Below are 26354 nucleotides of genomic sequence, written 5' to 3' on the forward strand. Positions count from 1 at the left end.
GCGCCCCGTCAAACACGCTGGCCGAACGCAGGCTTTGGAGCGTGGGTAACCCGGCAGGACGCCGGGTTAGCCGCGCTGGGCCAAGGATGGCCCATCGCGGCGGCCCACGCTCCAAAGCCGGAGTGAGGGCACACCGAGCATGAGCGAGGTGCCGAGTGTTGGGGCGAAGGCCTTTTGCTTACTTTTGGGCCTTTCCAAAAGTGAGTCGCTGTAAAAGCGAAACCATAAGCAGCCGTTACCTAGCCAACGGATATACACCCAACACCCAACAACCACCCCCCTAAACCACCCCTTCCACAATTATGATCTGCGCCTGAGCCACGCCTTCACGGTGGGCCTTCGCCTCCTGATACTCCGGCGACTCATAACACGCCACCGCCTGCTCATAGCTATCAAACTCGATCACCACATTACGCGCCCTCGCCGGCCCGCCTTCCAGCGCGATGCTGCGCCCGCCCCTGGCCAAAAACCGCCCGCCATACTTTGCAAACGCCGCCGGTGCGCGGCTGGTGTATTGCGTGTACTGCTCGGCATCCGCCACATCCACATGGGCAATCCAGTAAGCCTTCATCGAGACATCCTCTTATTCAAATTTTGTGGTATACCATAATACATACAACCAACAAATCGAGCACCCTACTATGAGCTTCAACAGCATCGCAGAAATCATCGAAGACTACCGCCAGGGCAAGATGGTGCTGCTGGTGGACGATGAAGACCGGGAAAACGAAGGCGATCTGTTACTCCCCGCTGCGTGCTGCACCGCCGAGGCTATCAGCTTTATGGCCCGCGAAGCCCGTGGCCTGATCTGCCTAACCCTCACCGATGAACACTGCCAGCGCCTGGGCCTGGAGCAGATGGTGCCGAGCAATGGCAGCGTGTTCAGCACCGCGTTTACCGTGTCCATCGAAGCCGCCACCGGCGTGACCACCGGCATCTCCGCCGCTGATCGTGCACGTACGGTGGCAGCGGCTGTGGATCTCAACGCAGGCCCCGCCGATATCGTGCAACCCGGTCATATCTTCCCGTTGCGCGCCAAGGACGGCGGCGTGCTCACCCGCGCCGGCCATACCGAAGCCGGTTGCGACCTGGCGCGCCTGGCCGGGCACACGCCGGCGTCGGTGATTGTGGAAGTGATGAACGACGACGGCACCATGGCCCGCCGCCCCGACCTGGAAGTGTTCGCGCGCAAGCACGGCATCAAGATCGGCACCATCGCCGACCTGATCCACTACCGCCTCAGCACCGAACGTACGGTGGTGCGCATCGGCGAGCGCGACCTGCCGACGGTGCACGGCACCTTCCGCCTGATCACCTTTGAAGACCGCATCGATGGCGGCGTGCACATGGCCATGGTGATGGGCCAGTTGCGCCGTGACGAACCCGCATTGGTGCGCGTGCATGTGATCGACCCACTGCGCGACCTGGTGGGCGCCGAATACAGCGGGCCGTCGAACTGGACGCTGTGGGCGGCGCTGCAACGCGTGGCAGCTGAAGGCAGCGGCGTGGTGGTGGTGCTCGCCAACCATGAATCCTCTCAAGCGCTGCTGGAACGCGTACCGCAGCTGACCCAGGCACCGCGCCAGTTCAGCCGCTCGCAATCGCGTATCTATTCCGAGGTCGGCACCGGGGCGCAGATATTGCAGGACCTTGGCGTCGGCAAGCTTCGTCATCTTGGCCCGCCCCTCAAATACGCCGGGCTGACGGGCTACGACCTGGAAGTCGTGGAGAGCATTGCCTTCACCGAATGACGGATCGCCGGTAAGGCAAAGTGCTTGCACAAAGCTTGGAATACCATAATATGATATTCCATAGACCGAACGCTTTTGCCAAGTGCGCCCGCCAGGGAGAGCACCAATAACAGCCCTTGGCACGGTCGCTTTTGGGCCCTGATGAAAGGCCCCGTTTTACCTACTGCTCCCGATAGGCGGGCACTACCCAGCCCGCTCAATAACAAAACAAATGAGGGCGTGAACATGGTGTTGAACAAACGTGCAACCGCGGTACTTTTCGCGGGTTTACTGGCCACGGCCAGCCACGCGGTCCAGGCGGGCGAAAGCGTCAATTTCGTGAGCTGGGGCGGCAGCACCCAGGATGCGCAGAAGCAGGCGTGGGCTGATCCGTTCAGCAAGGCCAGCGGCATCACGGTGGTACAGGACGGCCCCACCGACTACGGCAAACTCAAGGCCATGGTCGAGAGCGGCAACGTGCAGTGGGACGTGGTCGACGTAGAAGCGGACTTTGCCCTGCGCGCCGCCGCCGAAGGCCTGCTCGAGCCCCTTGATTTCTCGGTGATCCAGCGCGACAAGATCGACCCACGCTTCGTCTCCGACCACGGTGTGGGTTCGTTCTTCTTCTCCTTCGTGCTCGGCTACAACGAAGGCAAGCTCGGCGCCGGCAAACCGCAAGACTGGACCGCGCTGTTCGACACCAAGACCTACCCCGGCAAACGCGCCCTCTACAAATGGCCAAGCCCTGGCGTGCTGGAACTGGCGCTGCTGGCCGATGGCGTACCCGCCGACAAGCTCTACCCGCTGGACCTGGACCGCGCCTTCAAGAAACTCGACACCATCAAGAAAGACATCGTCTGGTGGGGCGGCGGTGCGCAGTCGCAACAGCTGCTGGCCTCCGGCGAAGTCAGCATGGGCCAGTTCTGGAACGGTCGCATCCACGCGCTGCAAGAAGACGGCGCACCGGTGGGCGTGAGCTGGAAGCAGAACCTGGTGATGGCCGACATCCTTGTCGTGCCTAAAGGCAGCAAGAACAAAGCCGCCGCGATGAAGTTCCTGGCCAACGCCAGCAGCGCCAAAGGCCAGGCCGACTTCTCCAACCTGACCGCTTATGCACCGGTGAACATCGACAGCGTGCAGCGCCTGGACTCAGTCCTGGCACCGAACCTGCCGACGGCGTATGCCAAGGACCAGATCACCCTCGATTTCGCCTACTGGGCCAAGAACGGTCCGGCCATTGCGACACGGTGGAATGAATGGCTAGTCAAATGAAAATGACGGCAAGCACACCGACCGGGAGCGCCCTGGGCGCCTCCGGCGCGGTTTCAGGCAAAGCCGTGTCGCCGTCCCTGGCCCAGCGCTGGAAAGGCTCAAGCAACCTGATCCCTGCCCTGCTGTTCCTCGGTTTGTTTTTCCTGGCACCGCTGATCGGCCTGCTGCTGCGCGGCGTGCTGGAGCCGGTGCCAGGGCTGGGTAACTACGAAGAATTGTTCGCCAACTCGGCCTACGCCCGGGTGCTGCTCAACACCTTCTCGGTGGCGGGGCTGGTGACGCTGTTCAGCCTGTTGCTGGGCTTTCCGCTGGCCTGGGCAATCACCCTGGTGCCACGCGGTTGGGGGCGCTGGATCCTGAACATCGTGCTGCTGTCGATGTGGACCAGCCTGCTCGCCCGCACCTATTCCTGGCTGGTGTTGCTGCAAGCCTCGGGGGTGATCAACAAGGCGCTGATGGCCATGGGCATCATCGATCAACCGCTGGAGATGGTGCACAACCTCACCGGCGTGGTGATCGGCATGAGCTACATCATGATCCCGTTCATCGTGCTGCCGCTGCAGGCGACCATGCAGGCCATCGACCCGATGATCCTGCAGGCCGGCTCCATTTGCGGCGCGAGCCCCTGGACCAACTTCTTCCGGGTGTTTTTACCGCTGTGCCGGCCGGGGCTGTTTTCCGGTGGCCTGATGGTGTTTGTGATGTCCCTCGGTTACTACGTCACCCCCGCACTGCTGGGCGGTGCGCAGAACATGATGCTGCCCGAGTTCATCATTCAGCAGGTGCAATCGTTCCTCAATTGGGGCCTGGCAAGTGCCGGCGCCGCGTTGCTGATCTTCATCACGCTGGTGCTGTTCTACTTCTACCTGAAGCTTCAGCCGGAATCCCCGGTTGGCGCCAGCAACGCGAGGTAAGCCGTCATGCTCCTGACTCCGAATGCCATGAGCCGCAGGATGCGCTTGGGCCTCTACACCACCACCGGCATCATCGGCCTGTTCCTGCTGTTGCCGATCGTGTTTATCGTGCTGCTGTCGTTCGGCTCGTCCCAATGGCTGGTGTTCCCGCCGCCGGGCTGGACGCTGAAATGGTACGGCCAGTTCTTCTCCAATGCCGACTGGATGAACGCCGCGATGGCCAGCCTCAAGGTGGCGGTGCTGACGACCGTGTTCGCCGTGGCGCTGGGTTTGCCGACCGCGTTTGCCCTGGTGCGCGGGCGTTTTCCAGGCCGCGAGTTGCTCTACGGGTTGTTCACGCTGCCGATGATCGTGCCACTGGTGATCATCGCCGTGGCGGTGTACGCGCTGTTTCTCAAGCTGGGCTACACCGGCACCCTGTTCGCCTTTGTGGTCAGCCATGTGATCGTTGCACTGCCGTTCACCATCATCTCGATCATCAACTCGCTGAAGCTGTTCGACCAGTCGATTGAAGACGCGGCAGTGATCTGCGGCGCCTCACGCTTGCAGGCGGTGTTCAAGGTGACGTTCCCGGCAATCCGCCCAGGGATGGTGGCCGGTGCGCTGTTCGCGTTCCTCGTCTCGTGGGACGAAGTGGTGCTCAGCGTGATGATGGCCAGCCCCACCCTGCAAACCCTTCCCGTGAAAATGTGGACCACCCTGCGCCAAGACCTCACGCCTGTGATCGCCGTCGCCTCGACGCTGCTGATCGGCTTGTCGGTACTGGTCATGGTGATTGCCGCCGTCGTTCGTCGACGCACTGAAACCCGCGCCTAAGCGCCGAGGATCAAGACATGAATGCAGTGATCAAAGATGCCGCACAGAGCCCTGGCCAACCCCTGGTCAGCCTGCGCAACCTGAACAAGCACTACGGCGAATTTGCCGCCGTGGACAATATCTCGCTGGACATTCAGGACGGCGAGTTCCTCACCTTCCTCGGCTCCAGCGGCTCGGGCAAAAGCACCACGCTGTCGATGCTCGCCGGGTTTGAAACGCCGAGCAGCGGCGAGATCCTGGTCAGCGGCCAATCCCTGGTCAACGTGCCGCCGCACAAGCGCGATATCGGCATGGTGTTCCAGCGCTACTCGTTGTTCCCGCACTTGTCGGTGCGCGACAACATCGCCTTCCCCCTGGCGATCCGCAAACTGGCCAGCGCCGAACGCGAGAAACGCGTCGACGCCATGCTCAAGCTGGTGCAGTTGGAACAGTTCGCCCATCGCCGCCCTTCCCAACTGTCTGGCGGCCAGCAACAACGCGTGGCCATCGCCCGCGCGCTGGTGTACGAGCCACGCATCTTGCTGATGGACGAACCCCTCGGCGCCCTCGACAAAAAACTGCGTGAAGACCTGCAAGACGAACTGCGCCAACTGCATCGACGCCTGGGCATCACCATCGTCTACGTGACCCACGATCAGGAAGAAGCCATGCGCCTGTCCCAGCGCATCGCAATTTTCAGCCACGGCAAAATTGTCGGGCTGGGCAGCGGATTTGATCTGTACCAGAACCCGCCGAATGCGTTCGTGGCGTCGTTCCTAGGCAACTCCAACTTCCTCAAACTCAAGGCCCAGGGCAATGCGGCAGCGGCGTTCGAAGGCCAGACGCTGTCGATCCGCCTGACCACCGGGCTGCACATCGACCAGGACGTACTGCTGATGGTCCGCCCGGAAAAAGCCTTGGCGCTGAGCGTTGAACAAGCCGCCGAGCAACCGCTGGCGGCGGGTTGGAATGAAGTGTCGGCGATTGTCGGCGAGGTGTTGTTCCTGGGCGAGAGCCAGACCTGCACCGTGAAAACCCTCGGCGGTACGTCGATGACGGTCAAGGCGCTGTCGGCTGCGGGCATGCCGCTCAAGGCCGGCGACCCGGTGCGCGTGCGCTGGGCCACGGCGGATGCGTGCGTGTATACCGAGTGGGCTGAAAGCGACCTGAACAAAGCCGCCGGCGCGCATTGAATGTAGTGAGCGGATGAACGTTAAAGTTTGCGTTCGAAAATCGCCCCTTCGATACCCAACACCTCGCGGGTATCGGCATAAATTCCCACGCCTTTCTCCCAGACATGCTTGATCGACTGATCGGCGCAACGGATCCGGTAGTTCAGCTCGAATGGCTCCTGGCGTGACAGTGCATATTGCACCTCGCGCCAGACGTAATCGGCATCTTCGGCGAGGATCAGGCTGTTGTAGGTGAACTCGTGATTGTCCACCAGCCGCTCGGCGGGGTAGCCGGTCAGTTGCAGGCACCCGGCGCTGACGAACTCCATGGTCCAGTCGCGGTTGTTGCGGCCGCGATAGATCAGGCCGGGCATGCTATCCAGCAGGCTCATGCTGCTGCGTTGGCTGGCCTGCAAGGCGATTTCACGGCGTTTGTGCGCGGTGACGTCGCCGGCCACCAGGTAAAAACCTTGCGGCCCGCGCTTGAGGCTGACGTCAAACCAACGCAATTCCCCGCTCGGATGCACGAAACGCAAGCGTTGGTTGAACGAGGTGTCGGGGCGGCGCCGCAGTTCCTGCAGGGCTTGGCGCCAGAGCGGGCGGTCTTCCTGGTGCACATAATCGATCAGGTTGCGCTCACTGCCCGGACAGTCCATCAGTGCGGCCCAGGCCAGGTTGTAATGGGCGATCTGGCCGTTGTCGCGCAGTTCCAGCAGCGCGCCGGGAAAGCGGTCCATCAGATGCACAGGCGCTGTCGATGCGAAGGCTTCGGGGCTTTCCCTCATATTAGTGGCGCTCCTCGTGCTTCATCGACGCCCCGTTGTGCACCCAGGCCGCCAGTTCCAGCCGCGAATGCAAGCCGAGCTTCTGCAACAGGCTGCGCACGTAGATTTTTACCGTGCCGTCGCTGATGCCCAATTCGCGGCCGATCTGTTTATTGCTCATGCCGGCGGCGATCAGGGCCAGGGTCTGGCCTTCGCGTTCGGTGAGGTTGCCGCTGTCGAGGGGCTCGCATGGCGACGCGGGCGCTTGGTCGGCGAGCAAGGCGATCAAGGTCGAGTCCAGTACGATGGCCCCTTTGTGGCAGTTGCGCATATACGCCAGCAACGCGTCAGGCTCGGTTTCCTTGAGCACATAGCCGCTGGCGCCCAGGCGCAGGGCCGTGAGCAATTCGGCGCGGTCCATCGAGGCCGTGAGCACCACCACTTGGCATTCCAGACGCAATTGGCGCAGTTCGTCCAGCACCTGCAAACCGCTAAGGCCGGGCATGTGCAAATCCAGCAGCACCTGCTGCGGCGTCAGGCTCACGGCCAGGTTGATACCCTCGCGGCCGCTGGCCGCCTGGCCCACCACTTCGAAGTCGTCACTGGCGCCGAATAACTGCGCCAGGCCTTTGCGAAACAAAGGGTGATCATCGATCAGTAATAAGGTCGTGCAGTCCATCGAGACTCCCCTGTGGCAGTTCTTGGTTGCGGTGCAGGCCAAGGTGTACGCGCACCCCGTGCGGGCGGATGGCTTCAATGGTCAGGTGCGCACCGATGCTGGCGGCACGCTCGCGAATGATCGCCAGGCCGAAATGGTTGTGCTCACCGGAGGCGGCGCTCAGGCCGATGCCATCGTCTTCCACCGACACCGAGGCGTCGCCGTCCTGGGTTTGGCGCAACTCGATGCGCACATGGCGCGCATGGGAATGGCGCACTGCGTTGGCCAAGGCTTCGCGGATGATCTGCAGGATCTGTAATTCGGTTTCCGGGCTCAGGGCATCGTCGGCCAGACGGTTATCCAGTTCGAAGACGATGATGCAACGCCGGGAAAACTCGGCGACGGAGTCGGCCAGGGCCTGGCGCAGCGAACGTCCGTCCATGGTCAGGCGTGCGCTGGTAATCAGCTCGCGCACCTGGCGCTGCAATTGGCTCAGCCCGGCGCACAGGTCCTGCAAGGCTGGCTCGCCGAGCTGGGACTGCAAACCATGGGCCTGGAACGACAGATAACCAAGCTGCTGCGCCACCGAGTCGTGTAGCTCACGCGCCAGGGCGCCGTGGCGCGACGTCGCCTGTTTGCGCTGTTGCTCGCGCTGGTGGCTGCGCAGGCGCACGCTCACGCGTACGGCCTGCGCCGCTTCTTCCAGTAACCCGCGCCAAGTGGCACCGGCCCGTCGAGGGGTATCGAGCAGCAACACGCCCTTTTCGCCCTCGGGCAAGGCGCACACCACCCGGTGTACCCCGCGTTGCCGGCAAGGGCCGCAAGCCTGCGGCGTATCCGCCACGTTCGGGTCGCGCCAGGGGCAAGCCGCTGCGAGCTGGCAGCCCTCGATCAAGCCGCGCCGTGTGGGGCTCAAGTCTTCGCCGCCGAGGATCAGGTTGAGCCTGGCAGGTGGCAGCAGTGCGTCGAAACGGTCCAGGAAATCCGATAAGGCACCGTCAGCGTGCAGGGGCAACCCGGCCAACAGCCTGCGCACGCTGCGCGCCTGTTCTGGGCGCACAGGCCCCAACCAGAGCGGCCACCTTTTCGGTCGTGTTTGCACGCGTCGATCACTCCCCGTTCCGTTGCTGAGCGTTAGCTAAAGACCAGCAACTTCCATGCCCCGAATGGCGGTCGAACAAGGCCTATCTCCAAAGGCATAGCCCTTTTTCCAGATTGAGAAGATTTTCCCCATAGGAAAGTATCTCTCCCAGCAGGAAACAAAACCCGCTTGGAGAGCCCGCATGACGCACAACCGACCTATCGTGGTGATGCAATCGGCCGCCGCCGACGCAGCAGCTGTCGCAACACTGGACACGCCCCTGTTGCTCAACGCCGAACACCCCGACTTCGCCCGGCGCCTGCAACACGTCTTGGCTGACGCCACGGTGGGCTGCCGGCTCCACGTGCTGGGGGATGAGGCCTTCATCTGGCGCCTGCACGGTCAAGCCCGTGCGGCAGGCCTGGAAGAAACCGAGATCACCCTGACCTGCACGCTGCCCGGCCTTCGCCTGGTGTATTGCGCGCATTGCGGGCTGACCCAGGCCGTCGGGCCGGAGCCGTCAGTAAGCTGCATCGGCTGCCATGTCGGGCTGGAGGTGCGCACGCATTTTTCCCGGCGACTGGGGGCTTACCTTGGCGTATGCGTCGACCCCGACCAGCCGTACGCGGGGTTCCAGCCATGAGTGCCGCGCTCAAGGTACACGTCAGCGCCGCCAGGATGCTCACGCCGGTGGTGCGCGAACTCACCCTGGTGTCAGCCACCGGCGCACTGCCTGCGTTTTCTCCGGGCAGCCATGTGCAGGTGCACCTGCCGCTGGCCGAAGGCACGGTGCGCAATGCTTATTCCCTCACCAGTGATCCGGCGCACACGGCGCACTACCGCATCGCCGTGCGCTTGCAAGAGGCCTCGCGTGGCGGCTCGCAGTACCTGCACCAGCAAGTACACGTGGGCGATACCTTGCAGATCTCACCGCCGGCCAATCTGTTTGCGCCCCACGGCACGGCACGCCTGCACATCCTGATCGCCGCGGGCATCGGCATCACGCCCTTCATGGCGTATATCGCCGCGCTGGAGCAGCAACAGGCCGATTTCGAACTGCACTACCTGTACCGCCCTGGCCTCAGCGATGCCTACCTCGACGAACTGCAACAGCGCCTCGGCCCACGCCTGCATCGCTACGCCAGCCGCCCGGACCTGAGTGCCCTCCTCGCCAACCGGCCATTGGGCAGCCACGTCTACACCTGTGGCCCGCAGTCCCTGCTCGATGCGGTGGCGCAACAGGCCCAGCGTTGTGGCTGGCCGGGCAATCGGCTGCACGCCGAGGCCTTCAAGGGTGCGCAGCCCGGCCAACCGTTCGACTTGCACCTGCTGCGCAGCGACCGGCGCCTGCGGGTCGAGGCCGAACAGAGCCTGCTCGAAGCCCTGGAGCACGCCGGTGTGCAGGTGCCCAACCTGTGCCGTGGCGGGGTTTGCGGCCAGTGCATCACCCGCCACACCGAGGGCGCCATCGAACACCGCGACAGCTTTCTCAGCGCGGCCGAGCAAGCCGAGTTTTTGATGCCTTGCGTCTCACGCGGCTGCGGCCCCTGCGTGTCACTGGACCTATAGGAGTTACCCGCCATGCCCCTGCCATCAAGCCCCGTGCTGAGCTATCGCGACGATTTCAGCTTTCGCAACAGCCCCAGTGCTATCCGCCGCTTCCCGTTTCCGTTCATTGAAGACAGCTACCTGTACTCGGTGAACATCGAACCGGCCACTTCCCGCGACCCCGGCTCGATCTACGAGCACGCCTTCGATATCGACGAGCACTACCGCTCGGAAATGGCCGAGCGCGCGCTCGTCCTCGACCAGGACCCGCGCCGCTACCTAGTGATGCCGCACATGCAAGTGGCGGCCTGGGATGCGTTGCAGATGCTGATGGAACACCTCGCTGCCGATTACCCGCAAAGCTTCAGCCTGACCCAGGACGGCGAGCGTTGGCACTGGCGCAACCACCTGCTGGACATCGACCAGCGCTTTGTCTTCGGCGACGCGAGCAGCCTGCCCTGCGCACCGCTGGAATACATCGGCCGCCAGGTGCAGGGCGATTTCGCCTTGCTCGACCAACGTGACGGCGACCTGTACATGGACGCCGGCCTGGTCACCAGCCCGGCCGACTGGTCACTGGCATTTGATGCAGGGATGAGCTTCAAGCAGTGGCATGCACCGGTGCCCATGGCCCACCAGATGGGCATCTTCGAACGGGCGCTGAAGTACCTGCTCAACCTGCAAACCGGCCAGCCGGTGCGGCGCCTGAATTGGACGCTGACCATCAACCCACGCTTGGACTCATCCCCCGAAACCTTCCACGAATGGGGCGCGGACCGCGGCCGCATCACCGCCAGCAATGTCGGGCAGCAGGTGCACCTGCGGGTCGAGTTGCAAGTGATGGCGCGCCTGCCCCGCAGCAACGCGGTGATGTTCAGCATCCGTACCTACCTGATCAGCCTCGACGAACTGGTCACTCACCCCGGCTGGGGCTGCCGCCTGCATCGCGTGCTGCGCGACCTGCCCGACCCCATCGCCGACTACAAGGGCATGACCCGTTATCGACACACGCTGGTCGAGTGGCTCAGCCAATTCGACCCGCAAGCCTGACTCCCTCTCTCCCGACAAGGACCTTCACATGACTGCTTCATGGCGTATTTCTGCACTGGCCGAACGGCACCGCGCCCTCGGTTCGAACCTCGAAGACTGGAACGGCATGGGCACCGCCTGGACCTACAGCAGCGCGCTGGCCGACCACCACCAGGCGATCCGCACCCGCGCCGGGCTGATGGACGTGTCGGGGCTGAAAAAAGTCCACTACGTCGGGCCGCACGCCGAGAGCCTGTTGCAGTGGGCCACCACCCGCGACATCGCCAAGCTCTACCCCGGCAAATCGGTGTACGCCTCGATGCTCGACGAGGACGGCAAGTTTGTCGATGACTGCATCGTCTACCGCACCGGCCCCAATGCCTTCATGGTGGTGCACGGCGCTGGCAGCGGGCATGAAATGCTCGTGCGCTCTTCCCAGGGCCGGCAGGTGGCGGTGTTGTTCGATGACGACCTGCACGACCTGTCGCTGCAAGGCCCGCTGGCGGTGGATTTCCTTGCCGAGCACGTGCCCGGCATCCGCCAGTTACCGTACTTCCACCACCTGCAAACGCGCCTGTTCGAACGCCCGGTGATGATCTCCCGCACCGGCTACACCGGCGAACGCGGCTACGAGATTTTCTGCAAGGCCGCTGACGCGCCGTTCCTGTGGGACAGCATCCTGGAACAGGGCGCCAGCCTGGGCATCATCCCCTGTGCGTTCACCGCCTTGGACTGGTTGCGGGTGGAAAGCTCGCTGATGTTCTTCCCCTACGACAACTCGCAAATGTACCCCTTCGCCGACCAGAAGGCCGGCGACACGCTCTGGGAAATGGGCCTGGATTTCACCGTGTCCCCCGGCAAACAAGCCTTCCGTGGTGCCGAAGAACACCAGCGCCTGCGCGGCCAGGAGCGCTTCAAGATCACCGGTGTGCTGCTCGACGGCGTACGCCCGGCCGAGGCGGGCGACACCGTGTGGCAGGGCAATACGCAAGTCGGCGTGATCACCTGCGGCATGTATTCGCGCCTGAGCAAACGCTCGATGGCGATTGCGCGCATGAGCGTCGCCTGCTCCGAGCCGGGCATAGCCCTGCAAGTGCGCGGCAGCCTCGAGGCCAGTGCCGTGAGCCACGCCCTGCCGTTTGACGACCCGCAAAAAACCAAGCGCACGGCCAAGGGCTGAGCCTCTTCCCACACTTACCCAGGAGCCTTCGATGGACGCCTCCAGCGAACATTACATCCTCAAAATCACCTGCCCGGCGGCGTCCGGGATCGTTGCGGCGATCAGCGCCTGCCTCGCCGTGCAGCAGTGCTACATCAGCGAGCTGGCACAGTTTGACGACGAGTTCACCGGGCAGTTTTTCATGCGGGCGGTGTTCCGCTTCAATACCGGTGTGAGCGGTGATATCGGCGCCCTGCGCAAGGGCCTGGGCGACCTTGCCGGCGGCTTTGACATGCAGTGGCAGTTGTTCAGCTCGCGCCAGCCGACGCGGGTGCTGCTGATGGTGAGCAAGTTCGACCATTGCCTCACCGACCTGCTCTATCGCCACCGCAAGGGCGAAATGGACATGACCATCACCGCCGTGGTTTCCAACCACCTCGACCTGCGCGCCATGGCCGAGCGCGAAGGCATCCGCTTCATCTACCTGCCCATCACCAAAGACAGCAAGGCCAGCCAGGAAGCCGAGCTGATGCGCATCGTCGAAGACACCCAGACCGACCTCGTGGTGCTGGCGCGCTACATGCAGATCCTCTCCGACGGCCTGTGCCAGCAGCTGTCGGGGCGGGCGATCAACATCCATCACTCGTTCCTGCCCGGTTTCAAGGGCGCCAAGCCCTATCACCAAGCCTACGACCGTGGGGTGAAGTTGATCGGCGCCACGGCCCACTACGTCACCAGCGACCTCGACGAAGGCCCGATCATCGAGCAGGAGATCCAGCGTGTGGACCACACCCACCTGCCCGATTCGCTGGTCGCCATCGGCCGCGACACCGAAACCGTGGCCCTTTCCAAAGCCCTGAAATATCACCTGGAACACCGGGTATTCATCAACCAGGACAAGACAGTGATCTTTCGCTGAAACCTTCAGGAGGCACGCTCATGACCCTACGTGTAGCAATCATCGGCGCCGGCCCGTGCGGCCTGGCCCAACTTCGCGCGTTCCAGTCGGCCCGCGACCAAGGCACGCCCATTCCCGAACTGGTGTGCTTTGAAAAACAGCAGGACTGGGGCGGCATGTGGAACTACACCTGGCGTACCGGCCTGGATGAAAACGGCGAACCGGTGCACGGCAGCATGTACCGCTACCTGTGGTCCAACGGCCCCAAGGAATGCCTGGAGTTCGCCGACTACACCTTTGAAGAACACTTTGGGCGGCCCATCGGCTCCTACCCGCCGCGCGAGGTGCTGTGGGACTACATCAAGGGACGCGTGGAAAAGGCCGGCGTGCGCGACTACATCCGCTTCAACAATGTGGTGCGCCAGGTCACCTTTGACGAGCAGACCCAGCGTTTCACGCTGTACGCCCACGACTACAACAGCGATACGCTGACCTGCGAAGCATTCGACTACGTGATCAATGCCTGCGGCCACTTCTCGACGCCCAAGGTGCCCTACTTCGAAGGCTTCGAACAATTCGCCGGGCGCATCCTGCACGCCCATGATTTTCGCGAGGCACTGGAGTTCAAGGACAAGGACCTGCTGATTGTCGGCAGCAGCTACTCGGCCGAGGACATCGGCTCGCAATGCTACAAATACGGCGCGCGCAGCATCACCAGTTGCTACCGCAGTGCACCCATGGGTTATGCCTGGCCGGACAACTGGGAAGAAAAACCGTTGCTCAAGCGCCTGGAAAACAACCGCGCCTACTTTGTCGATGGCAGCAGCAAACACATCGACGCGGTGATCCTGTGCACCGGCTACAAACACCACTTCCCGTTCCTGCCGGACGAGCTGAGCCTCAAGACCGACAACCGCTTGTGGCCGATGAACCTCTACAAGGGCGTGTTCTGGGAGCCCAACCCTCGGCTGATCTACCTGGGCATGCAGGACCAGTGGTACTCCTTCAACATGTTCGATGCCCAGGCCTGGTACGCCCGCGATGTGATCCTGGGGCGCATCGCCCTGCCGGACGCGGCCGAGCGCGCCGCCGACAGCCAGCAGTGGCACGCGCGCGAACAGACCTTGGAAACCAATCAGCAGATGTTCGAATACCAGGGTGCCTACATCCAGCACCTGGTGGACGCCACCGACTACCCGAATTTCGACATCGCGGCGGTGAACGAAACCTTCCTGCACTGGAAGCACGACAAGGCGCAAAACATCATGGGCTACCGCGACAAGTCCTATCGCTCGCTGATGACCGGCACCCAGTCGCCGCCCCATCACACGCCGTGGCTGCTCGCGCTGGATGACTCCATGGAGGCGTACCTCGGTGAGCCGCCGACGTCCATCCAATCCGTCGGCTGACCCGGGAGCCTGTCCATGCATGCACCACGGGTGTCCCATCCCCAAGAGCCGGGCCTGTTTGCCCGCTCGCCGAACCTGGAACGTTATCGCGTCGGCGTCGGCGGCCTGACCCTGATCGACTTGCAACCCGGCGACAGCCTGCAAGTGATCGATCTTGAAGGCCGCCAACCCTGCGAACTGCTGGCCCTGGACAGCAAGGGGCGCAGCACGCTGTCGGACTGGGCGCTACAGGGCGCGCCGGACTGCGCTTTTATCCCGGCCCAGTTAGCCAGCGCGACGCCCCAGGCGCGGCGTATCCAGCACGCCTTGAGCCGGCGCGGCATCGATCCGCAACGCCTGCCCCACGCTGCCTCATTGTGGGACGAAGACAGCCCGGCCAACTACAGCCGGCGCTTTACTGCGACGCACGAGCGCTTGCTGATTATCGGCGCGCCCGCAGGGCCCACGGCCGTCGACCAGCAGTACCGGCCCAGCGAACTCAGGGTCTGGGTCACCCGTGCCAACCCGTCGCCCTTGCTGCTGCCAGGCCTGCCGGAACCGCTGGGCGAACTGCTCGACGAGTTCACCCTGCATGCCGGCAGCGCGCGCAGCTACACCGTGGGCAAGGGCCAGTACGTGCAGGTGCTCGACGTCGCCGGGCGACAGTGCTCGGACTTCGTCGCCCTCGACCGCCGCGCCCTGGACCGTGGTGTGGAACTGGACCTGGACCAGACCGTGACGCGCACCCTGAACGGCAGCGCCTACCCGGCGCCTGGGCTGTTCTCGAAGTTTTTCGACCGCCAGATGCAGCCGATGCTCGAGGTGGTGCGCGACACCGTGGGCCGCCACGACTCGTTCGCCCTGGCCTGCGCGGCGCGCTATTACGAAAGCCACGGCTACTTTGGGCACGACAACTGCAGCGACAACCTCAGCCAGGTCCTCGCCTCCCACGGCGTACAGGCACGCAGCGGTTGGCCGGCGATCAATTTTTTCTTCAACACCGGGATCGACGCGCACCAGCAGATGACCCTCGACGAACCCTGGTCGCGCCCCGGCGACTATGTGTTGTTGCGTGCCGCCACCGACCTGCTGTGTGCCAGCACCTCGTGCCCGGATGACATCGATCCGGCCAATGGCTGGGAACCGAGCGATATCCATGTCCGCATCTACAGCGAAAAGGAGCGTTTTTCCATCGCCATGAGCACACGAACCACGGCAGATGCCGACCCGATCCTGACCCGTGAATCCGGGTTTCACTCCCGCACCAGCGCCCTCACCGGCAACTTCAGCGACTACCGCAACTGGTGGCTGCCGCTGCGCTACGACGGTTATGGCGCTATCGAGGAATACCTGGGGTGTCGCGAACGCGTTGCGGTGATGGACCTGACCGCCCTGCGCAAATTCGACATCATCGGCCCTGACGCCGAAGCTCTGTTGCAATACTGCCTGACCCGCGATGTGCGCCGGCTGGCGGTGGGCCAGGTGGTGTATTCGGCGATGTGCCACGCCCACGGCGGCATGCTTGATGACGGCACGTTGCTGCGCCTGGGCCCGGACAACTTTCGCTGGATCTGCGGGGAAGACTACGCCGGGGTGTGGTTGCGCGAGCAGGCACAGAAATTGGGCATGAAGGTGTGGGTCAAGTCCGCCAGCGAGCAGATCCACAACCTGGCGGTGCAAGGACCGCTGAGCCGCGAATTGCTCAAGCAGATGGTCTGGACGCCGCCCACCCAACCCAGCGTGGAAACCCTCGGCTGGTTTCGCTTCCTGGTGGGGCGGCTGGACGGCTTCGACGGCTGCCCGTTGATGATTTCGCGCACCGGCTACACCGGCGAACTGGGCTACGAGGTCTGGTGCCAACCCGAAGACGCGGAGCGCGTGTGGGACCGTATCTGGCAACTGGGCGAGCCTTTGGGCCTGGTGCCCCTGGGCCTGGAAGCCCTGGATATGTTGCGCATCGAAGCCGGGCTGATTTTTGCCGGGTATGAGTTCAGTGACCAGACCGACCCCTTTGAAGCGGGCATCGGGTTCAGCGTGCCGCTGAAAAGCAAGACCGATGATTTTATCGGGCGTGACGCCTTGCTTCGCCGCAGCGCCCACCCCACCCACAAGCTGGTCGGCCTGCACCTGAATGGCAATGAGGCCGCGCACCATGGCGACCCGGTTTACCGCGGTCGCGCCCAGGTCGGGGTCATCACCAGTGCCTGCCGCTCCCCGCTGCTGGCCAGCAACATCGCGTTGTGCCGGGTGGACGTCACGTGCGCCGAGCCTGGCAGCGTGGTGGAGATTGGCAAAGTCGATGGCCTGCAGAAGCGCATCAGCGCCACGGTCAGCGCAGCGATCTTCTACGACCCGGACAAGAGCCGGGTGCGTAGCTGATCGTCCCGAACACCGCGTGCGCCACCCTACTTTGACTGCCCCCACTTAACCGCTATTCAGACATGGGAATACAAAGATGGAAGCGACTACATTCGAGGCCGTTCCGCAGGCTGCCAGCTCGGTGGGCAGCCTGCACCGCAAGATCGATTGGCGCGGGGCATTCTGGGTTGCCAGCGGCGTGCCCGCGCTGGTGCTGTTTTCCATCGGCGCGATTGCCGCCACCGTGGGCAAGCCGGCGTGGATCGTATGGATCGTGTCGATCCTGTTCGGTTTTATCCAGGCCTTTACCTATGCCGAAATTGCCGGGCTGTTCCCGCATAAATCCGGCGGCGCCTCGGTGTATGGCGCAGTGGCCTGGGTACGCTACAGCAAGCTGATTGCACCGGTGTCGGTGTGGTGCAACTGGCTGGCCTGGTCGCCGGTGCTGTCCATCGGTTCGGGGCTGGCGGCGGGGTACATCCTCACCGCGCTGTTTCCTGCCGATGCGTTGATCAACACCTGGCAACTGACCTTGCTGGACCTGGGCTGGATCAAGAGCGGGCTGTCGCTGCGCATCAATGCGACCTTCGGCATTGGCCTGCTGATCCTGCTGACGGTGTTTGCCGTGCAGCATGGCGGCATCCTGCGTTCGGCGCGCCTGACCTTGGTGCTCGGCGTCACCTCGTTGATTCCGCTATTGCTGGTGGGCGTGGTGCCGTTGTTTACCGGGGATGCGGCCCAGGCCAACTTCCTGCCGCTGTACCCCTTGGCCCATGATGCGGCCGGGCAAGTCATCGACGGCCCATGGGATATTTCCGGCTGGTCGCTGATGGCCGGCGGGTTGTTCATGGCGGCGTGGTCCACCTACGGTTTCGAAACGGCGGTGTGCTACACCCGTGAATTCAAGGACCCCAAGCGTGACACCTTCAAGGCGATCTTCTACGCCGGGTTGTTGTGCATCCTGGTGTTCACCCTGGTGCCGCTGGCATTCCAGGGCAGCCTCGGGCTGGGCCAATTGGTCACCCCGGCAGTGCTCGATGCCAGCGGCGCAGTGGTTACGCCTGCGGTGTACAGCGGCTTGCTGTCGCCGGCGATCTACAGCGGCATGGGCGTTGGCCAGGTAATGGCCGACAGCATCGGCGGCGGCAAGATGGTGGCCAATATCGTGCTGATCATGCTGGTGCTGGCGACGTTGCTGGCGATCATGACGTCGATGTCCGGTTCGTCGCGCACCCTGTACCAAGCCTCGGTGGATGGCTGGCTGCCCAAGTACCTGGGGCGTACCAACGAACACGGCGCGCCGACGGCGGCGATGTGGACCGACTTGTCGTTCAACCTGCTGCTGTTGCTGATGTCCGACTACGTGTTTGTGCTGGCGGCGTCCAACGTCAGCTACATCATCTTCAACTTCCTCAACCTCAATGCCGGCTGGATCCATCGCCTGGACCGCCCCGACTGGGTGCGCCCGTACAAGGCCCCGACGCTCTTGCTCGCGGCCGGCGGCGTGCTGAGCTTTGTCAACCTGGCGTGCATGGGCCTGGGCGCGGACATCTGGGGCGCGGGCACGTTGGTCACCGGCCTGCTGTTGGCACTGCTGATTTTGCCGGTGTTCTGCTACCGCCACTATGTGCAGGACAAGGGCCGCTTCCCCGCCGCCATGCTCACCGACCTGTATATCCAGGCCGATGACGGCCAACGCCGCGCCGGCTGGCTGCCCTATGCCACGCTGATCGCTGGCGTGCTGGTGGTGTACGGTTGCCATCAACTGGTAGCCTGAGCTGCCTGGCCTGTTTATCGCTGAGGGATCCGTCCCTCAGCCCTCTCCTACTCCTCCTGATAACGGTGACGCTCTTGACCAGTCCCCTCCCTGCCCTTGCCCGCGATATCGACGGCAAGGCCATCTCTGCCCTGGTGCTCGACGAGGTTCGCGAAGAGGTCCAGGCGCTCGCTACCCAGCAGGTCTTCCCGGCCCTGGCGGTGCTGCTGGTAGGCGAAGACCCGGCCAGCGAAGTGTACGTGCGCAATAAACTGCTACGGGCCAAGGACGTAGGCATTCGCTCGCTGGAGTACCGTTTGGCGCAGGACGCCAGCCAACAACAGGTGCTGGCGTTGATTGCACAACTCAACGCAGATGCCACCGTGAATGGCATTCTGGTGCAGTTGCCGTTGCCGGCGCATATCGACGAGCAGGCGGTGATCCACGCCATTGATCCGATCAAGGACGTGGATGGTTTCCATCGCGAAAACGTCGGCGGCCTGGTGCAAGGCATCGAAGTACTGACGCCCTGCACACCCAGCGGCTGCATGCGCCTGTTGTATGAAACCTGTGGCGACCTGAGCGGTTTGCACGCGGTCGTGATTGGGCGCTCGAACATTGTTGGCAAGCCGATGGCGACCTTGCTGCTGCAGGCCAACTGCTCAGTCAGCGTGGTGCACTCGCGCAGCCGCGATGCAGCGGCGTTGTGCCGTTTGGCCGATATCGTGGTGGCGGCCGTGGGTCGCCCGCAATTGATCGACGCCAGTTGGCTCAAGCCCGGTGCGGTGGTGATTGATGTGGGGATCAACCGCATCAACACTGACACCGGCACGCGCCTGGTGGGGGATGTTGATTACGCCAGCGCACGCACCGTGGCCAGCGCCATCACCCCCGTGCCTGGCGGCGTGGGGCCGATGACCATTGCCTACTTGTTGAAGAACACCCTGATTGCCAGCCAGTTGCAGCGCACCGCCCTGCCCCGCGCGCTGGCGGTGATCTGAGCCACCGCAGGCAAGCTAGCGCCCACAGGGGATCTGGCTTGCCTGGGAGGTCTGTAGCCGGGTGCGTTCTGACGGCCAAAAAAGATCAAATGTGGGAGCTGGCTTGCCTGCGAAAGCGGTGGATCAGTCAACTCAGTCGTGACTGAAACACCGCCTTCGCGAGCAAGCCCGCTCCCACATTAGGGACTGCATTTATTCAGGAAAAGGCTCAGTGGTTATAGGCCCGCTCGTTATGCTCGGCCATGTCCAACCCCATTTCTTCCACCGACTCATGGGCACGCAAGCCGATCAACGCATTGACCACCTTGAGGATGATCCAACTGACCACAAAGCAATACACCGTGGTCAACAGCACGCCTTTGATCTGTGCGATTACCTGACCGCCCATGGTCACGCCTTCCACCAGCCCGCCCATCGACGGTACGCAAAACACGCCGGTCAGCACTGCGCCGATCATGCCGCCAATGCCGTGCAAACCGAATACGTCGAGGCTGTCGTCGTAGCCAAAACGGCGTTTCAACACGGTCACGCTCAGGTAGCAGAACACCCCGCACAACAGGCCGATGGCCAATGCACCGCCAACACCCACATAGGCGCAGGCCGGGGTAATGCCCACCAAACCGGCTAGCGCACCACTGGCCAAACCCAACGCGCTCGGCTTGCCGACCTTGAACCACTCGGTGAACATCCAGCCGAGAATACCCGCACACGCCCCCAACTGGGTGTTGAGCATGACGATGCCCGAGGTGCCACTCAGCCCGCCACCGGAGCCGATATTGAAGCCAAACCAGCCGACCCACAGCATCGCCGCGCCGACCATGGTCAGGCTCAGGTTATGCGCAGGCATTGGTGTGTTCTGGTAGCCCTTGCGCTTACCGAGGATCAGGCATGCGGCCAGCGCCGCCACACCGGCGTTGATGTGCACCGCGGTGCCGCCGGCAAAGTCCAACACGCCCCAGTTGTGCATCAAGGCCCCCGAACCGCCCCACACCATATGCGCCACCGGTGCGTACACCAGGGTGAACCAGATGGCCATGAACAGCAGCGCCGCCGAGAACTTCATGCGTTCGGCAAAGGCGCCTGCGATGAGTGCAGGAGTGATGATGGCGAAGGTCATCTGGAAGGTCACGAACACGCCTTCCGGGATATCCCCCACCAGGCTGTCGGGCGTCATGCCCGCCAGAAAGGCACGGCTCAAACCACCGACAAAACTGTTGAACGTCACCTGCCCTTCAACCATGCCCGTGGTGTCGACCACCATGCTGTAGCCGTAGATCACCCACAGCACGCCCACGAGTCCTGCGATACCAAAACACTGGGTGAACAACGACAGCATGTTTTTCGCGCGGACCAATCCACCGTAGAACAACGCGAGTCCCGGCAGGCACATGAACAACACCAGCACGGCGGCGGTGACCATCCAGGCGGTGCTGCCGGTGTTCAGGACGGGGGCATCGGCGGCCTGGGCCAACGGCACGAATGCACTGGCCGCCAATACAGCAAGAAGACGATTGACCATATTCAAAGCTCCTGCAAAAGAAATGGGAAGTGCCTGGTTGTGGTGAACGAGGGTCTTGTAGTGAGCGGGCTTGCCCCGCGCGGCGGTGTGTCAGGCGCCTTGTGCTTGCCTGACACACCGCAGCGCGGGGCAAGCCCGCTCATTACAGGGTTAATAGCCGGAGCCGGGGATCCAAGAGGTACCGGCCAGCGGTACACGGGCCATGGCGGCGGACTCTACGGTCAGCGCCACCAGGTCCTCGGGATCGAGGTTGTGCAGGTGCGACTTGCCGCACGCGCGTGCCATGGTCTGGGCTTCCAGCACCATCACCCGCAGGTAGTTGGCCAAGCGGCGCCCGCCTTCCACCGGGTCCAGGCGCTTGGACAGCTCCGGGTCCTGGGTGGTGATGCCGGCCGGGTCGCGGCCGTTTTGCCAGTCGTCGTAGAAACCGGCCGCCGAGCCGATCTTTTTCAACTCTTCGTCCAAGCGTGGGTGGTTGTCGCCCAGGGCAATCAGCGCCGCCGTGCCGATGGCCACCGCATCCGCGCCCATCGCCATGGCCTTGGCCACATCGGCGCCGTTACGGATGCCGCCCGACACAATCAACTGCACCTTGCGGTGCATGCCCATCTCCTGCAGTGCCTGTACCGCCTGCGGGATGGCCGACAGAATCGGGATGCCGACGTGTTCGATAAACACTTCCTGGGTCGCAGCCGTACCGCCTTGCATGCCGTCGAGCACGATCACATCGGCACCGGCTTTCACCGCCAGCTTCACGTCGTAATACGGGCGGCTGGCGCCGATTTTCACGTAGATCGGTTTTTCCCAATCGGTGATCTCGCGCAGCTCGGCGATCTTGATCGCCAAGTCATCCGGGCCGGTCCAGTCCGGGTGGCGGCAGGCGCTGCGCTGGTCCACGCCGATCGGCAAGGTGCGCATGCCGGCCACGCGCTCGGTGACTTTCATGCCCAGCAACATACCGCCACCGCCGGGCTTGGCGCCCTGGCCCAATACGATCTCGATGGCGTCGGCCTTGCGCAAGTCATCCGGGTTCATGCCGTAGCGCGACGGCAGGTACTGATACACCAAGTGCTGGGACTGGCCGCGTTCTTCCGGGGTCATGCCGCCGTCGCCGGTGGTGGTGCTGGTACCGGCGATGGTCGCGCCACGGCCCAGGGCTTCTTTGGCATTGGCCGAGAGTGCGCCGAAGCTCATGCCGGCGATGGTCACCGGGATTTTCAGGTGGATCGGCTTCTTGGCAAAGCGGTTGCCGAGGATTACATCGGTGCCACACTTCTCGCGATAGCCTTCCAGCGGGTAGCGCGACACGCTGGCGCCGAGCAGCAACAGGTCATCGAAATGCGGCAGCTTGCGCTTGGTGCCGCCGCCGCGAATGTCGTAGATGCCGGTTTCGGCGGCACGCTGGATTTCCTGAATGGTCAGGCGGTCGAAGGTGGCCGACTCGCGCAGGACCGGAGTGTGTTGTTCGCTCATGGTGAAGCTCCTGGATCAGTACGCGGAGGCGTTATCGACTTTGAAGTTGTACAGCTGGCGGGCGGAACCGTAGCGCTTGAAGTCCGCCGCCTGATGGGCAAAACCGGCCAGGTCCAGCAGCGCTTGCAGCTCTTGCAAGTGCTCGCTGCGCATCTCTTTTTCGATGCAATCGGAACCCAGGGACTCCACCGTGCCTTTGACGTAGATATGGGTTTCGTACAGCGAGTCGCCCAGTGCATCACCGGCATCGCCGCATACGACCAAACGCCCGGCCTGCCCCATGAAGCAGCTCATATGGCCGATGCTGCCGCCCACCACAATGTCGATGCCCTTCATGGAGATGCCGCAGCGCGCGCCCGCATCGCCTTCAATCACCAGCAAGCCACCATGGGCCGTGGCCCCGGCGGCCTGGGAGGCGCTGCCTTTGACGCGCACCGAGCCGGACATCATGTTTTCGGCGCAGCCCACGCCGACGTTGCCGTGCACGGTGATCGACGCCTGCTGGTTCATGCCCGCGCAGTAGTAACCGGCATGGCCCTCGATATCGATGGAAACCGGTTGGTTCACGCCCACGGCGAGGTTGTGCTTGCCGTTGGAATGAGTGACGCGCCATTCGCTGTCGATAGCCTGGCCGTGCAGCGCCTGGTTGAGGTCACGCACGGTGGCGGTGGAAAGATCGATGGTTTGCATATGTGCGCTCCTTAAGCTGATGGGCGTTCCCAGATGTACAACGTGGCCGGTGCCGGCTCCCAGATACGGGCGTTCTCGATGCCCGGCAGGCTCGACAGCGCCTGGTATTCGGAGGCCATGGCCACGTAGTCGTCGGTTTCGGCGAGGATCGCCGGCTTGCAGGCGATGGGGTCGCGGATCACCGCAAAACCGTTGCGCGTGCCGATGGCAAAGGTGAAGAAACCGTCGAGGTCTTCCAGGGCATGGTCCAGCGCTTCTTTGAGCGAGTCGCCCTGTTGCAGGCGCCAGGTCAGGTAACCGGCGGCGACTTCGGTGTCGTTGTCGGTTTCAAAATGAATGCCTTCGCGCTTGAGCTCCTGGCGCAGGCGAAAGTGGTTGGACAGCGAGCCGTTGTGCACCAGGCACAGGTCGGCACCGGTGGAAAACGGGTGGCTGCCTTCCATGGTCACCGCGCTCTCGGTCGCCATGCGGGTGTGACCGATGATGTGGCTGCCCTGCATGTTAGCCAGGCCGAAACGCTGGGAAATTTCCTTGGGCAGGCCCATGCCTTTGAGGATTTCGATGCTTTGCCCGGCGCTCATGATGCGCACGCTCGGCGCCAACTCCGCCAAGGCCAGGCGCACTGGCGCCTCGTCGGCGTGGATCTTCAAGACGGCGGCACTGGCGTTCTGGAACCAGTCCAGCGAACAGCCCAGACGCCCTTCCAGCTCACCCATCAGGGCCTGCCAGTCGAAGGCTTCGGTGGTGGCTTGCAGGGTCAGCTTGACCCAGCCATCGGCCACTTCATCGCCGTAGATGGCAAAGCCCGCGCTGTCCGGGCCACGGTCGGTCATGGCTTGCAGCATCGGTTCAAACAGCTGGCCGAGCTGGGCTTCCAGTTGCGGTTTTTTCAGGTACAGGCCTACGATTCCACACATAACAAGTCTCCGTCACACGGTGTCAGAAAAATTCGGTGTAGCGCTGGATTTCCCAGTCGCTCACATGGCGGCTGTATTCCACCCACTCCATGCGCTTGAGCTTGATGAACTCGCCCACGATCTGCGGGCCCAGCACCTCGGCGAACAGCGGGTCGGCTTCCAGCGCGTCGCAGGCTTCCTTGAGGGATTGGGGCAGCGTCTTGATGCCGCGCGCAGCGATCTGCTCAAGGCTCAGGCTGTAGAGGTTTTCGTTGCAGACGTGGTCGATTTCCAACTGGCGATCGATGCCGTCCAGCCCGGCGGCGATGATCGCGGCGCTGACCAGGTAGGGGTTGCAGCCGGCGTCCGGCAGGCGGAACTCCAGGCGGCCATAGGGCACCCGCACCATGGCCGAACGGTTGTTGGCGCCGAAGGCGATAAAGGCCGGCGCCCAGGTGGCGCCGGACAGTGAGTTACCGACCACCAGGCGCTTGTAGGAGTTGACCGTGGGCGCGGCGAACGCACACAGCGCCGGGCCATGGGCGAGCAAACCGGCGGCAAAGTGGTAAGCCAGTTTGGACAGGCCCATGCCGCTGGGGTCGCTGGCATCAAAGAACAGGTTCTTGTTTTCGGCACTGCTGATGGACAGGTGAAAGTGCATGCCGTTGCCGGCGCGCTTCGGGTCCGGCTTGGGCATGAACGAGCAGATCATGCCCAGGTCATTGGCAATCTCGCCGGCGGCCATGCGGAAGAACGTGAAGCGGTCAGCCGAGGTCAGCGCGTCGCTGTAGGTGTAGTTGATCTCGAACTGGCCGTTGGCGTCTTCGTGGTCGATTTGGTAGACCTCGAAGTCCACCGCCTGCAACGCCTCGGTCAGGCGCTCCAAAAACACCCGTGAACGCGACAGGCCCTTGTAGTCGTAGCAAGGCTTGTCGAGGTTATCGCTGGCGTCCACCAGTTGCAGCTTGCCGTGCTCGTCGCGGCGCATCAGGTTGAACTCGGGCTCCAGGCCGGTGTTCAGGGTCCAGCCCTTGTCCTGCAGGCGCTGCACCTGTTGTTGCAGCACGTAGCGGCTGTCATAGGGATGGGGCTTGCCGTCCACATGGCCGACACACACCACCCGCCCGTAACCCGGCTGCCACGGCACCGGCGTCAGCGTGGCCAGGTCGCCTCGGGCCATGAAGTCCGGGCCATGGGGCTCCATGCCCATGCCACTGATGGCAAACCCGGCAAACCCCGCGCCCTCTTCGGCCACCGTCTTCAGCCCGCAGATGGGCACCGACTTGGTCTTGGCCGCGCCATGTATATCCACAAACTGAGCAAGCACGTACTTGATCCCGTGCTTGTCGATGATGCGCTGGGTTTCTGCTGGCAACATTGCTCGTCACTCCTCGCGAAAAGGCAAAACAGTGTGGATGGGCCGAACCGTCTTTTTATTCCTAAAAAGAAAGTTAGTTTCATCACAGGAATGCAATAGCCTTGCCAGATTGGCGAGCGAATGCCGCTGAGAGCGCAATTGTGCGATATATATGGGAATATTCTTTTCCCCTTGGGAATACGCTCCCCCAGGGCTGGCCGCCAAGAGCCGTAGATTGCACTTTCCCAGTGCGAAACTAATATTACCGAACGGAAACCGTGCAGGATCTGATGACAATGCCCACCGAAACCGCTCCACGCCTCAAGCTCGAGCAATACCTGGGCCTGCAGATCAAACGCCAGCGCCAGGCGCAGGACCTCAAGCTGTCCGATGTGGCGAAGATCGCCGACATCAGCCAGGGCATGCTGAGCAAGATCGAAAACGCCCAGGTCTCCACCAGCCTCGACACCTTGAGCCGTTTGTGTGATGTGCTGGGACTGCCGCTGTCGAAATTGTTCAGTGAATATGACCAGCAGGATGGCAGTGCTTTATTGGTCAAGGCCGACCAGGGCATGGAGGTGGTGCGCCGGGGCACCGAGAAGGGCCACACCTATCACCTGCTCAACCATACGCGCGGGCCGAAGAAGAGTTTCGAGGCGTATATGGTGAGCATGGATGACGCGAGCGAGGAGTTTCCGACGTTCTCTCATCCAGGCACGGAGTTCTTGCACCTGCTGGAGGGAGAGCTGATCTATCGGCATGGCAATCAGCTGTATCGAATGGAGGCCGGGGACAGCCTGACCTTTGAAGGCGAGGTGCCCCATGGGCCGGAACAGCTGGTGCAGGTGCCGATCCGGCTGTTGTCGATCATGAACTATGGGGCTGACAAGGAATAA

General features: G+C 63.0%; 24 protein-coding genes. 15 read left to right on the forward strand and 9 right to left on the reverse strand.

What is annotated here, in order from left to right:
• Nucleotides 1-280: 280 nt before the first annotated feature.
• A complete protein-coding gene (locus CFE47_RS09640) occupies nucleotides 281-571 on the reverse strand; it encodes a DUF1330 domain-containing protein (RefSeq protein WP_286836511.1) in 291 nt (96 codons plus the stop codon).
• Between the two features lie 70 nt (nucleotides 572-641).
• On the opposite strand from CFE47_RS09640, the gene ribBA reads away from it, so the two are divergent.
• The 5 genes from ribBA (at nucleotide 642) to CFE47_RS09665 (ending at nucleotide 5904) form a co-directional block, all read left to right on the forward strand.
• A complete protein-coding gene (ribBA, locus tag CFE47_RS09645) occupies nucleotides 642-1751 on the forward strand; it encodes a bifunctional 3,4-dihydroxy-2-butanone-4-phosphate synthase/GTP cyclohydrolase II (RefSeq protein WP_286836513.1) in 1110 nt (369 codons plus the stop codon).
• Nucleotides 1752-1976: 225 nt separating this feature from the next.
• On the forward strand, nucleotides 1977-3002 hold the full coding sequence (locus tag CFE47_RS09650) for an ABC transporter substrate-binding protein (RefSeq protein WP_185710983.1): 1026 nt from the start codon (nucleotides 1977-1979) through the stop codon (nucleotides 3000-3002).
• Entirely contained in the window at nucleotides 2999-3916 is a 918-nt protein-coding gene (locus CFE47_RS09655; protein WP_286836516.1) for an ABC transporter permease, read from the forward strand. Before CFE47_RS09650 ends, CFE47_RS09655 begins: the two co-directional genes overlap by 4 nt.
• Nucleotides 3917-3922: 6 nt before the next feature.
• The gene (locus tag CFE47_RS09660; protein ID WP_286836518.1) at nucleotides 3923-4732 is read left to right on the forward strand and encodes an ABC transporter permease; all 810 of its coding nucleotides are present in this window, start codon (nucleotides 3923-3925) and stop codon (nucleotides 4730-4732) included.
• Between the two features lie 17 nt (nucleotides 4733-4749).
• Nucleotides 4750-5904, forward strand: a complete 1155-nt coding sequence (locus CFE47_RS09665) for an ABC transporter ATP-binding protein (protein ID WP_286836520.1) — start codon at nucleotides 4750-4752, stop codon at nucleotides 5902-5904.
• 20 nt (nucleotides 5905-5924) lie between these two features.
• Here CFE47_RS09665 and CFE47_RS09670 read toward each other — a convergent pair whose 3' ends face one another.
• From CFE47_RS09670 to CFE47_RS09680, 3 genes are read right to left on the reverse strand one after another with little or no spacing between them, the layout of a single operon-like run.
• On the reverse strand, nucleotides 5925-6668 hold the full coding sequence (locus tag CFE47_RS09670; protein WP_286836521.1) for a PAS domain-containing protein: 744 nt from the start codon (nucleotides 6666-6668) through the stop codon (nucleotides 5925-5927).
• 1 nt (nucleotide 6669) lies between these two features.
• On the reverse strand, nucleotides 6670-7326 hold the full coding sequence (locus CFE47_RS09675) for a response regulator (RefSeq protein WP_286836522.1): 657 nt from the start codon (nucleotides 7324-7326) through the stop codon (nucleotides 6670-6672).
• A complete protein-coding gene (locus CFE47_RS09680) occupies nucleotides 7295-8341 on the reverse strand; it encodes an ATP-binding protein (protein WP_286836524.1) in 1047 nt (348 codons plus the stop codon). The genes CFE47_RS09675 and CFE47_RS09680 overlap by 32 nt, the downstream gene beginning before the upstream one ends.
• Before the next feature lie 247 nt (nucleotides 8342-8588).
• Here CFE47_RS09680 and CFE47_RS09685 point away from each other — a divergent pair, with 247 nt between their 5' ends.
• From CFE47_RS09685 to folD, 9 genes are all read left to right on the forward strand, one after another.
• On the forward strand, nucleotides 8589-9029 hold the full coding sequence (locus CFE47_RS09685) for a dimethylamine monooxygenase subunit DmmA family protein (RefSeq protein WP_286836526.1): 441 nt from the start codon (nucleotides 8589-8591) through the stop codon (nucleotides 9027-9029).
• Entirely contained in the window at nucleotides 9026-9955 is a 930-nt protein-coding gene (locus tag CFE47_RS09690; RefSeq protein WP_286836527.1) for a PDR/VanB family oxidoreductase, read from the forward strand. Before CFE47_RS09685 ends, CFE47_RS09690 begins: the two co-directional genes overlap by 4 nt.
• 12 nt (nucleotides 9956-9967) lie before the next feature.
• The gene (locus CFE47_RS09695; RefSeq protein WP_286836528.1) at nucleotides 9968-10984 is read left to right on the forward strand and encodes a heme-dependent oxidative N-demethylase family protein; all 1017 of its coding nucleotides are present in this window, start codon (nucleotides 9968-9970) and stop codon (nucleotides 10982-10984) included.
• 28 nt (nucleotides 10985-11012) lie between these two features.
• Nucleotides 11013-12143: an aminomethyl transferase family protein gene (locus CFE47_RS09700; RefSeq protein ID WP_286836529.1), complete on the forward strand. Its 1131-nt coding sequence runs from the start codon at nucleotides 11013-11015 to the stop codon at nucleotides 12141-12143.
• Between the two features lie 31 nt (nucleotides 12144-12174).
• Nucleotides 12175-13041, forward strand: a complete 867-nt coding sequence (gene purU / locus CFE47_RS09705) for a formyltetrahydrofolate deformylase (protein ID WP_286836530.1) — start codon at nucleotides 12175-12177, stop codon at nucleotides 13039-13041.
• A 20-nt stretch (nucleotides 13042-13061) separates the two neighbouring features.
• Nucleotides 13062-14429: a trimethylamine monooxygenase gene (locus tag CFE47_RS09710; protein ID WP_286836531.1), complete on the forward strand. Its 1368-nt coding sequence runs from the start codon at nucleotides 13062-13064 to the stop codon at nucleotides 14427-14429.
• A 15-nt stretch (nucleotides 14430-14444) separates the two neighbouring features.
• On the forward strand, nucleotides 14445-16787 hold the full coding sequence (locus tag CFE47_RS09715) for a trimethylamine N-oxide demethylase (RefSeq protein ID WP_286836532.1): 2343 nt from the start codon (nucleotides 14445-14447) through the stop codon (nucleotides 16785-16787).
• Nucleotides 16788-16863: 76 nt separating this feature from the next.
• A complete protein-coding gene (locus CFE47_RS09720; protein ID WP_286836533.1) occupies nucleotides 16864-18543 on the forward strand; it encodes an APC family permease in 1680 nt (559 codons plus the stop codon).
• 65 nt (nucleotides 18544-18608) lie between these two features.
• Nucleotides 18609-19523: a bifunctional methylenetetrahydrofolate dehydrogenase/methenyltetrahydrofolate cyclohydrolase FolD gene (folD, locus tag CFE47_RS09725; RefSeq protein WP_286836534.1), complete on the forward strand. Its 915-nt coding sequence runs from the start codon at nucleotides 18609-18611 to the stop codon at nucleotides 19521-19523.
• A 208-nt stretch (nucleotides 19524-19731) separates the two neighbouring features.
• Here folD and CFE47_RS09730 read toward each other — a convergent pair whose 3' ends face one another.
• The 5 genes from CFE47_RS09730 to glnT form a co-directional block, all read right to left on the reverse strand.
• Nucleotides 19732-21042 (reverse strand): ammonium transporter, encoded by a 1311-nt coding sequence (locus CFE47_RS09730; protein WP_286836535.1) that lies wholly within the window; start codon nucleotides 21040-21042, stop codon nucleotides 19732-19734.
• Between the two features lie 150 nt (nucleotides 21043-21192).
• Nucleotides 21193-22515, reverse strand: a complete 1323-nt coding sequence (locus tag CFE47_RS09735; protein WP_185710228.1) for an FMN-binding glutamate synthase family protein — start codon at nucleotides 22513-22515, stop codon at nucleotides 21193-21195.
• 15 nt (nucleotides 22516-22530) lie between these two features.
• On the reverse strand, nucleotides 22531-23205 hold the full coding sequence (locus tag CFE47_RS09740; protein WP_185710227.1) for a GltB/FmdC/FwdC-like GXGXG domain-containing protein: 675 nt from the start codon (nucleotides 23203-23205) through the stop codon (nucleotides 22531-22533).
• A gap of 11 nt (nucleotides 23206-23216) precedes the next feature.
• Complete coding sequence (locus CFE47_RS09745; protein WP_286836536.1) at nucleotides 23217-24122, reverse strand: class II glutamine amidotransferase; 906 nt, start codon at nucleotides 24120-24122, stop codon at nucleotides 23217-23219.
• A gap of 22 nt (nucleotides 24123-24144) precedes the next feature.
• Nucleotides 24145-25479, reverse strand: coding sequence for a type III glutamate--ammonia ligase (gene glnT, locus CFE47_RS09750; RefSeq protein WP_185710225.1), 1335 nt, complete (start codon nucleotides 25477-25479; stop codon nucleotides 24145-24147).
• Nucleotides 25480-25748: 269 nt separating this feature from the next.
• Between glnT and CFE47_RS09755 the strand changes: the two genes are divergently transcribed.
• On the forward strand, nucleotides 25749-26354 hold the full coding sequence (locus CFE47_RS09755) for a helix-turn-helix domain-containing protein (protein WP_446677026.1): 606 nt from the start codon (nucleotides 25749-25751) through the stop codon (nucleotides 26352-26354).

Source organism: Pseudomonas sp. PGPPP1, assembly GCF_002255865.1.
Lineage (GTDB): Bacteria > Pseudomonadota > Gammaproteobacteria > Pseudomonadales > Pseudomonadaceae > Aquipseudomonas > Aquipseudomonas cremoris.

Coding starts and splice junctions, on each gene's coding strand:
- ribBA (WP_286836513.1), top strand. CDS start 642: ATGAGCTTCAACAGCATCGCAGAAATCATCGAAGACTACCGCCAGGGC.
- CFE47_RS09665 (WP_286836520.1), top strand. CDS start 4,750: ATGAATGCAGTGATCAAAGATGCCGCACAGAGCCCTGGCCAACCCCTG.
- CFE47_RS09715 (WP_286836532.1), top strand. CDS start 14,445: ATGCATGCACCACGGGTGTCCCATCCCCAAGAGCCGGGCCTGTTTGCC.
- CFE47_RS09640 (WP_286836511.1), bottom strand. CDS start 571: ATGAAGGCTTACTGGATTGCCCATGTGGATGTGGCGGATGCCGAGCAG.
- CFE47_RS09690 (WP_286836527.1), top strand. CDS start 9,026: ATGAGTGCCGCGCTCAAGGTACACGTCAGCGCCGCCAGGATGCTCACG.
- CFE47_RS09695 (WP_286836528.1), top strand. CDS start 9,968: ATGCCCCTGCCATCAAGCCCCGTGCTGAGCTATCGCGACGATTTCAGC.
- CFE47_RS09655 (WP_286836516.1), top strand. CDS start 2,999: ATGAAAATGACGGCAAGCACACCGACCGGGAGCGCCCTGGGCGCCTCC.
- CFE47_RS09650 (WP_185710983.1), top strand. CDS start 1,977: ATGGTGTTGAACAAACGTGCAACCGCGGTACTTTTCGCGGGTTTACTG.
- CFE47_RS09720 (WP_286836533.1), top strand. CDS start 16,864: ATGGAAGCGACTACATTCGAGGCCGTTCCGCAGGCTGCCAGCTCGGTG.
- glnT (WP_185710225.1), bottom strand. CDS start 25,479: ATGTTGCCAGCAGAAACCCAGCGCATCATCGACAAGCACGGGATCAAG.
- CFE47_RS09670 (WP_286836521.1), bottom strand. CDS start 6,668: ATGAGGGAAAGCCCCGAAGCCTTCGCATCGACAGCGCCTGTGCATCTG.
- CFE47_RS09745 (WP_286836536.1), bottom strand. CDS start 24,122: ATGTGTGGAATCGTAGGCCTGTACCTGAAAAAACCGCAACTGGAAGCC.
- CFE47_RS09735 (WP_185710228.1), bottom strand. CDS start 22,515: ATGAGCGAACAACACACTCCGGTCCTGCGCGAGTCGGCCACCTTCGAC.
- CFE47_RS09685 (WP_286836526.1), top strand. CDS start 8,589: ATGACGCACAACCGACCTATCGTGGTGATGCAATCGGCCGCCGCCGAC.
- purU (WP_286836530.1), top strand. CDS start 12,175: ATGGACGCCTCCAGCGAACATTACATCCTCAAAATCACCTGCCCGGCG.
- CFE47_RS09710 (WP_286836531.1), top strand. CDS start 13,062: ATGACCCTACGTGTAGCAATCATCGGCGCCGGCCCGTGCGGCCTGGCC.
- CFE47_RS09740 (WP_185710227.1), bottom strand. CDS start 23,205: ATGCAAACCATCGATCTTTCCACCGCCACCGTGCGTGACCTCAACCAG.
- CFE47_RS09700 (WP_286836529.1), top strand. CDS start 11,013: ATGACTGCTTCATGGCGTATTTCTGCACTGGCCGAACGGCACCGCGCC.
- CFE47_RS09660 (WP_286836518.1), top strand. CDS start 3,923: ATGCTCCTGACTCCGAATGCCATGAGCCGCAGGATGCGCTTGGGCCTC.
- CFE47_RS09755 (WP_446677026.1), top strand. CDS start 25,749: ATGACAATGCCCACCGAAACCGCTCCACGCCTCAAGCTCGAGCAATAC.
- CFE47_RS09730 (WP_286836535.1), bottom strand. CDS start 21,042: ATGGTCAATCGTCTTCTTGCTGTATTGGCGGCCAGTGCATTCGTGCCG.
- CFE47_RS09675 (WP_286836522.1), bottom strand. CDS start 7,326: ATGGACTGCACGACCTTATTACTGATCGATGATCACCCTTTGTTTCGC.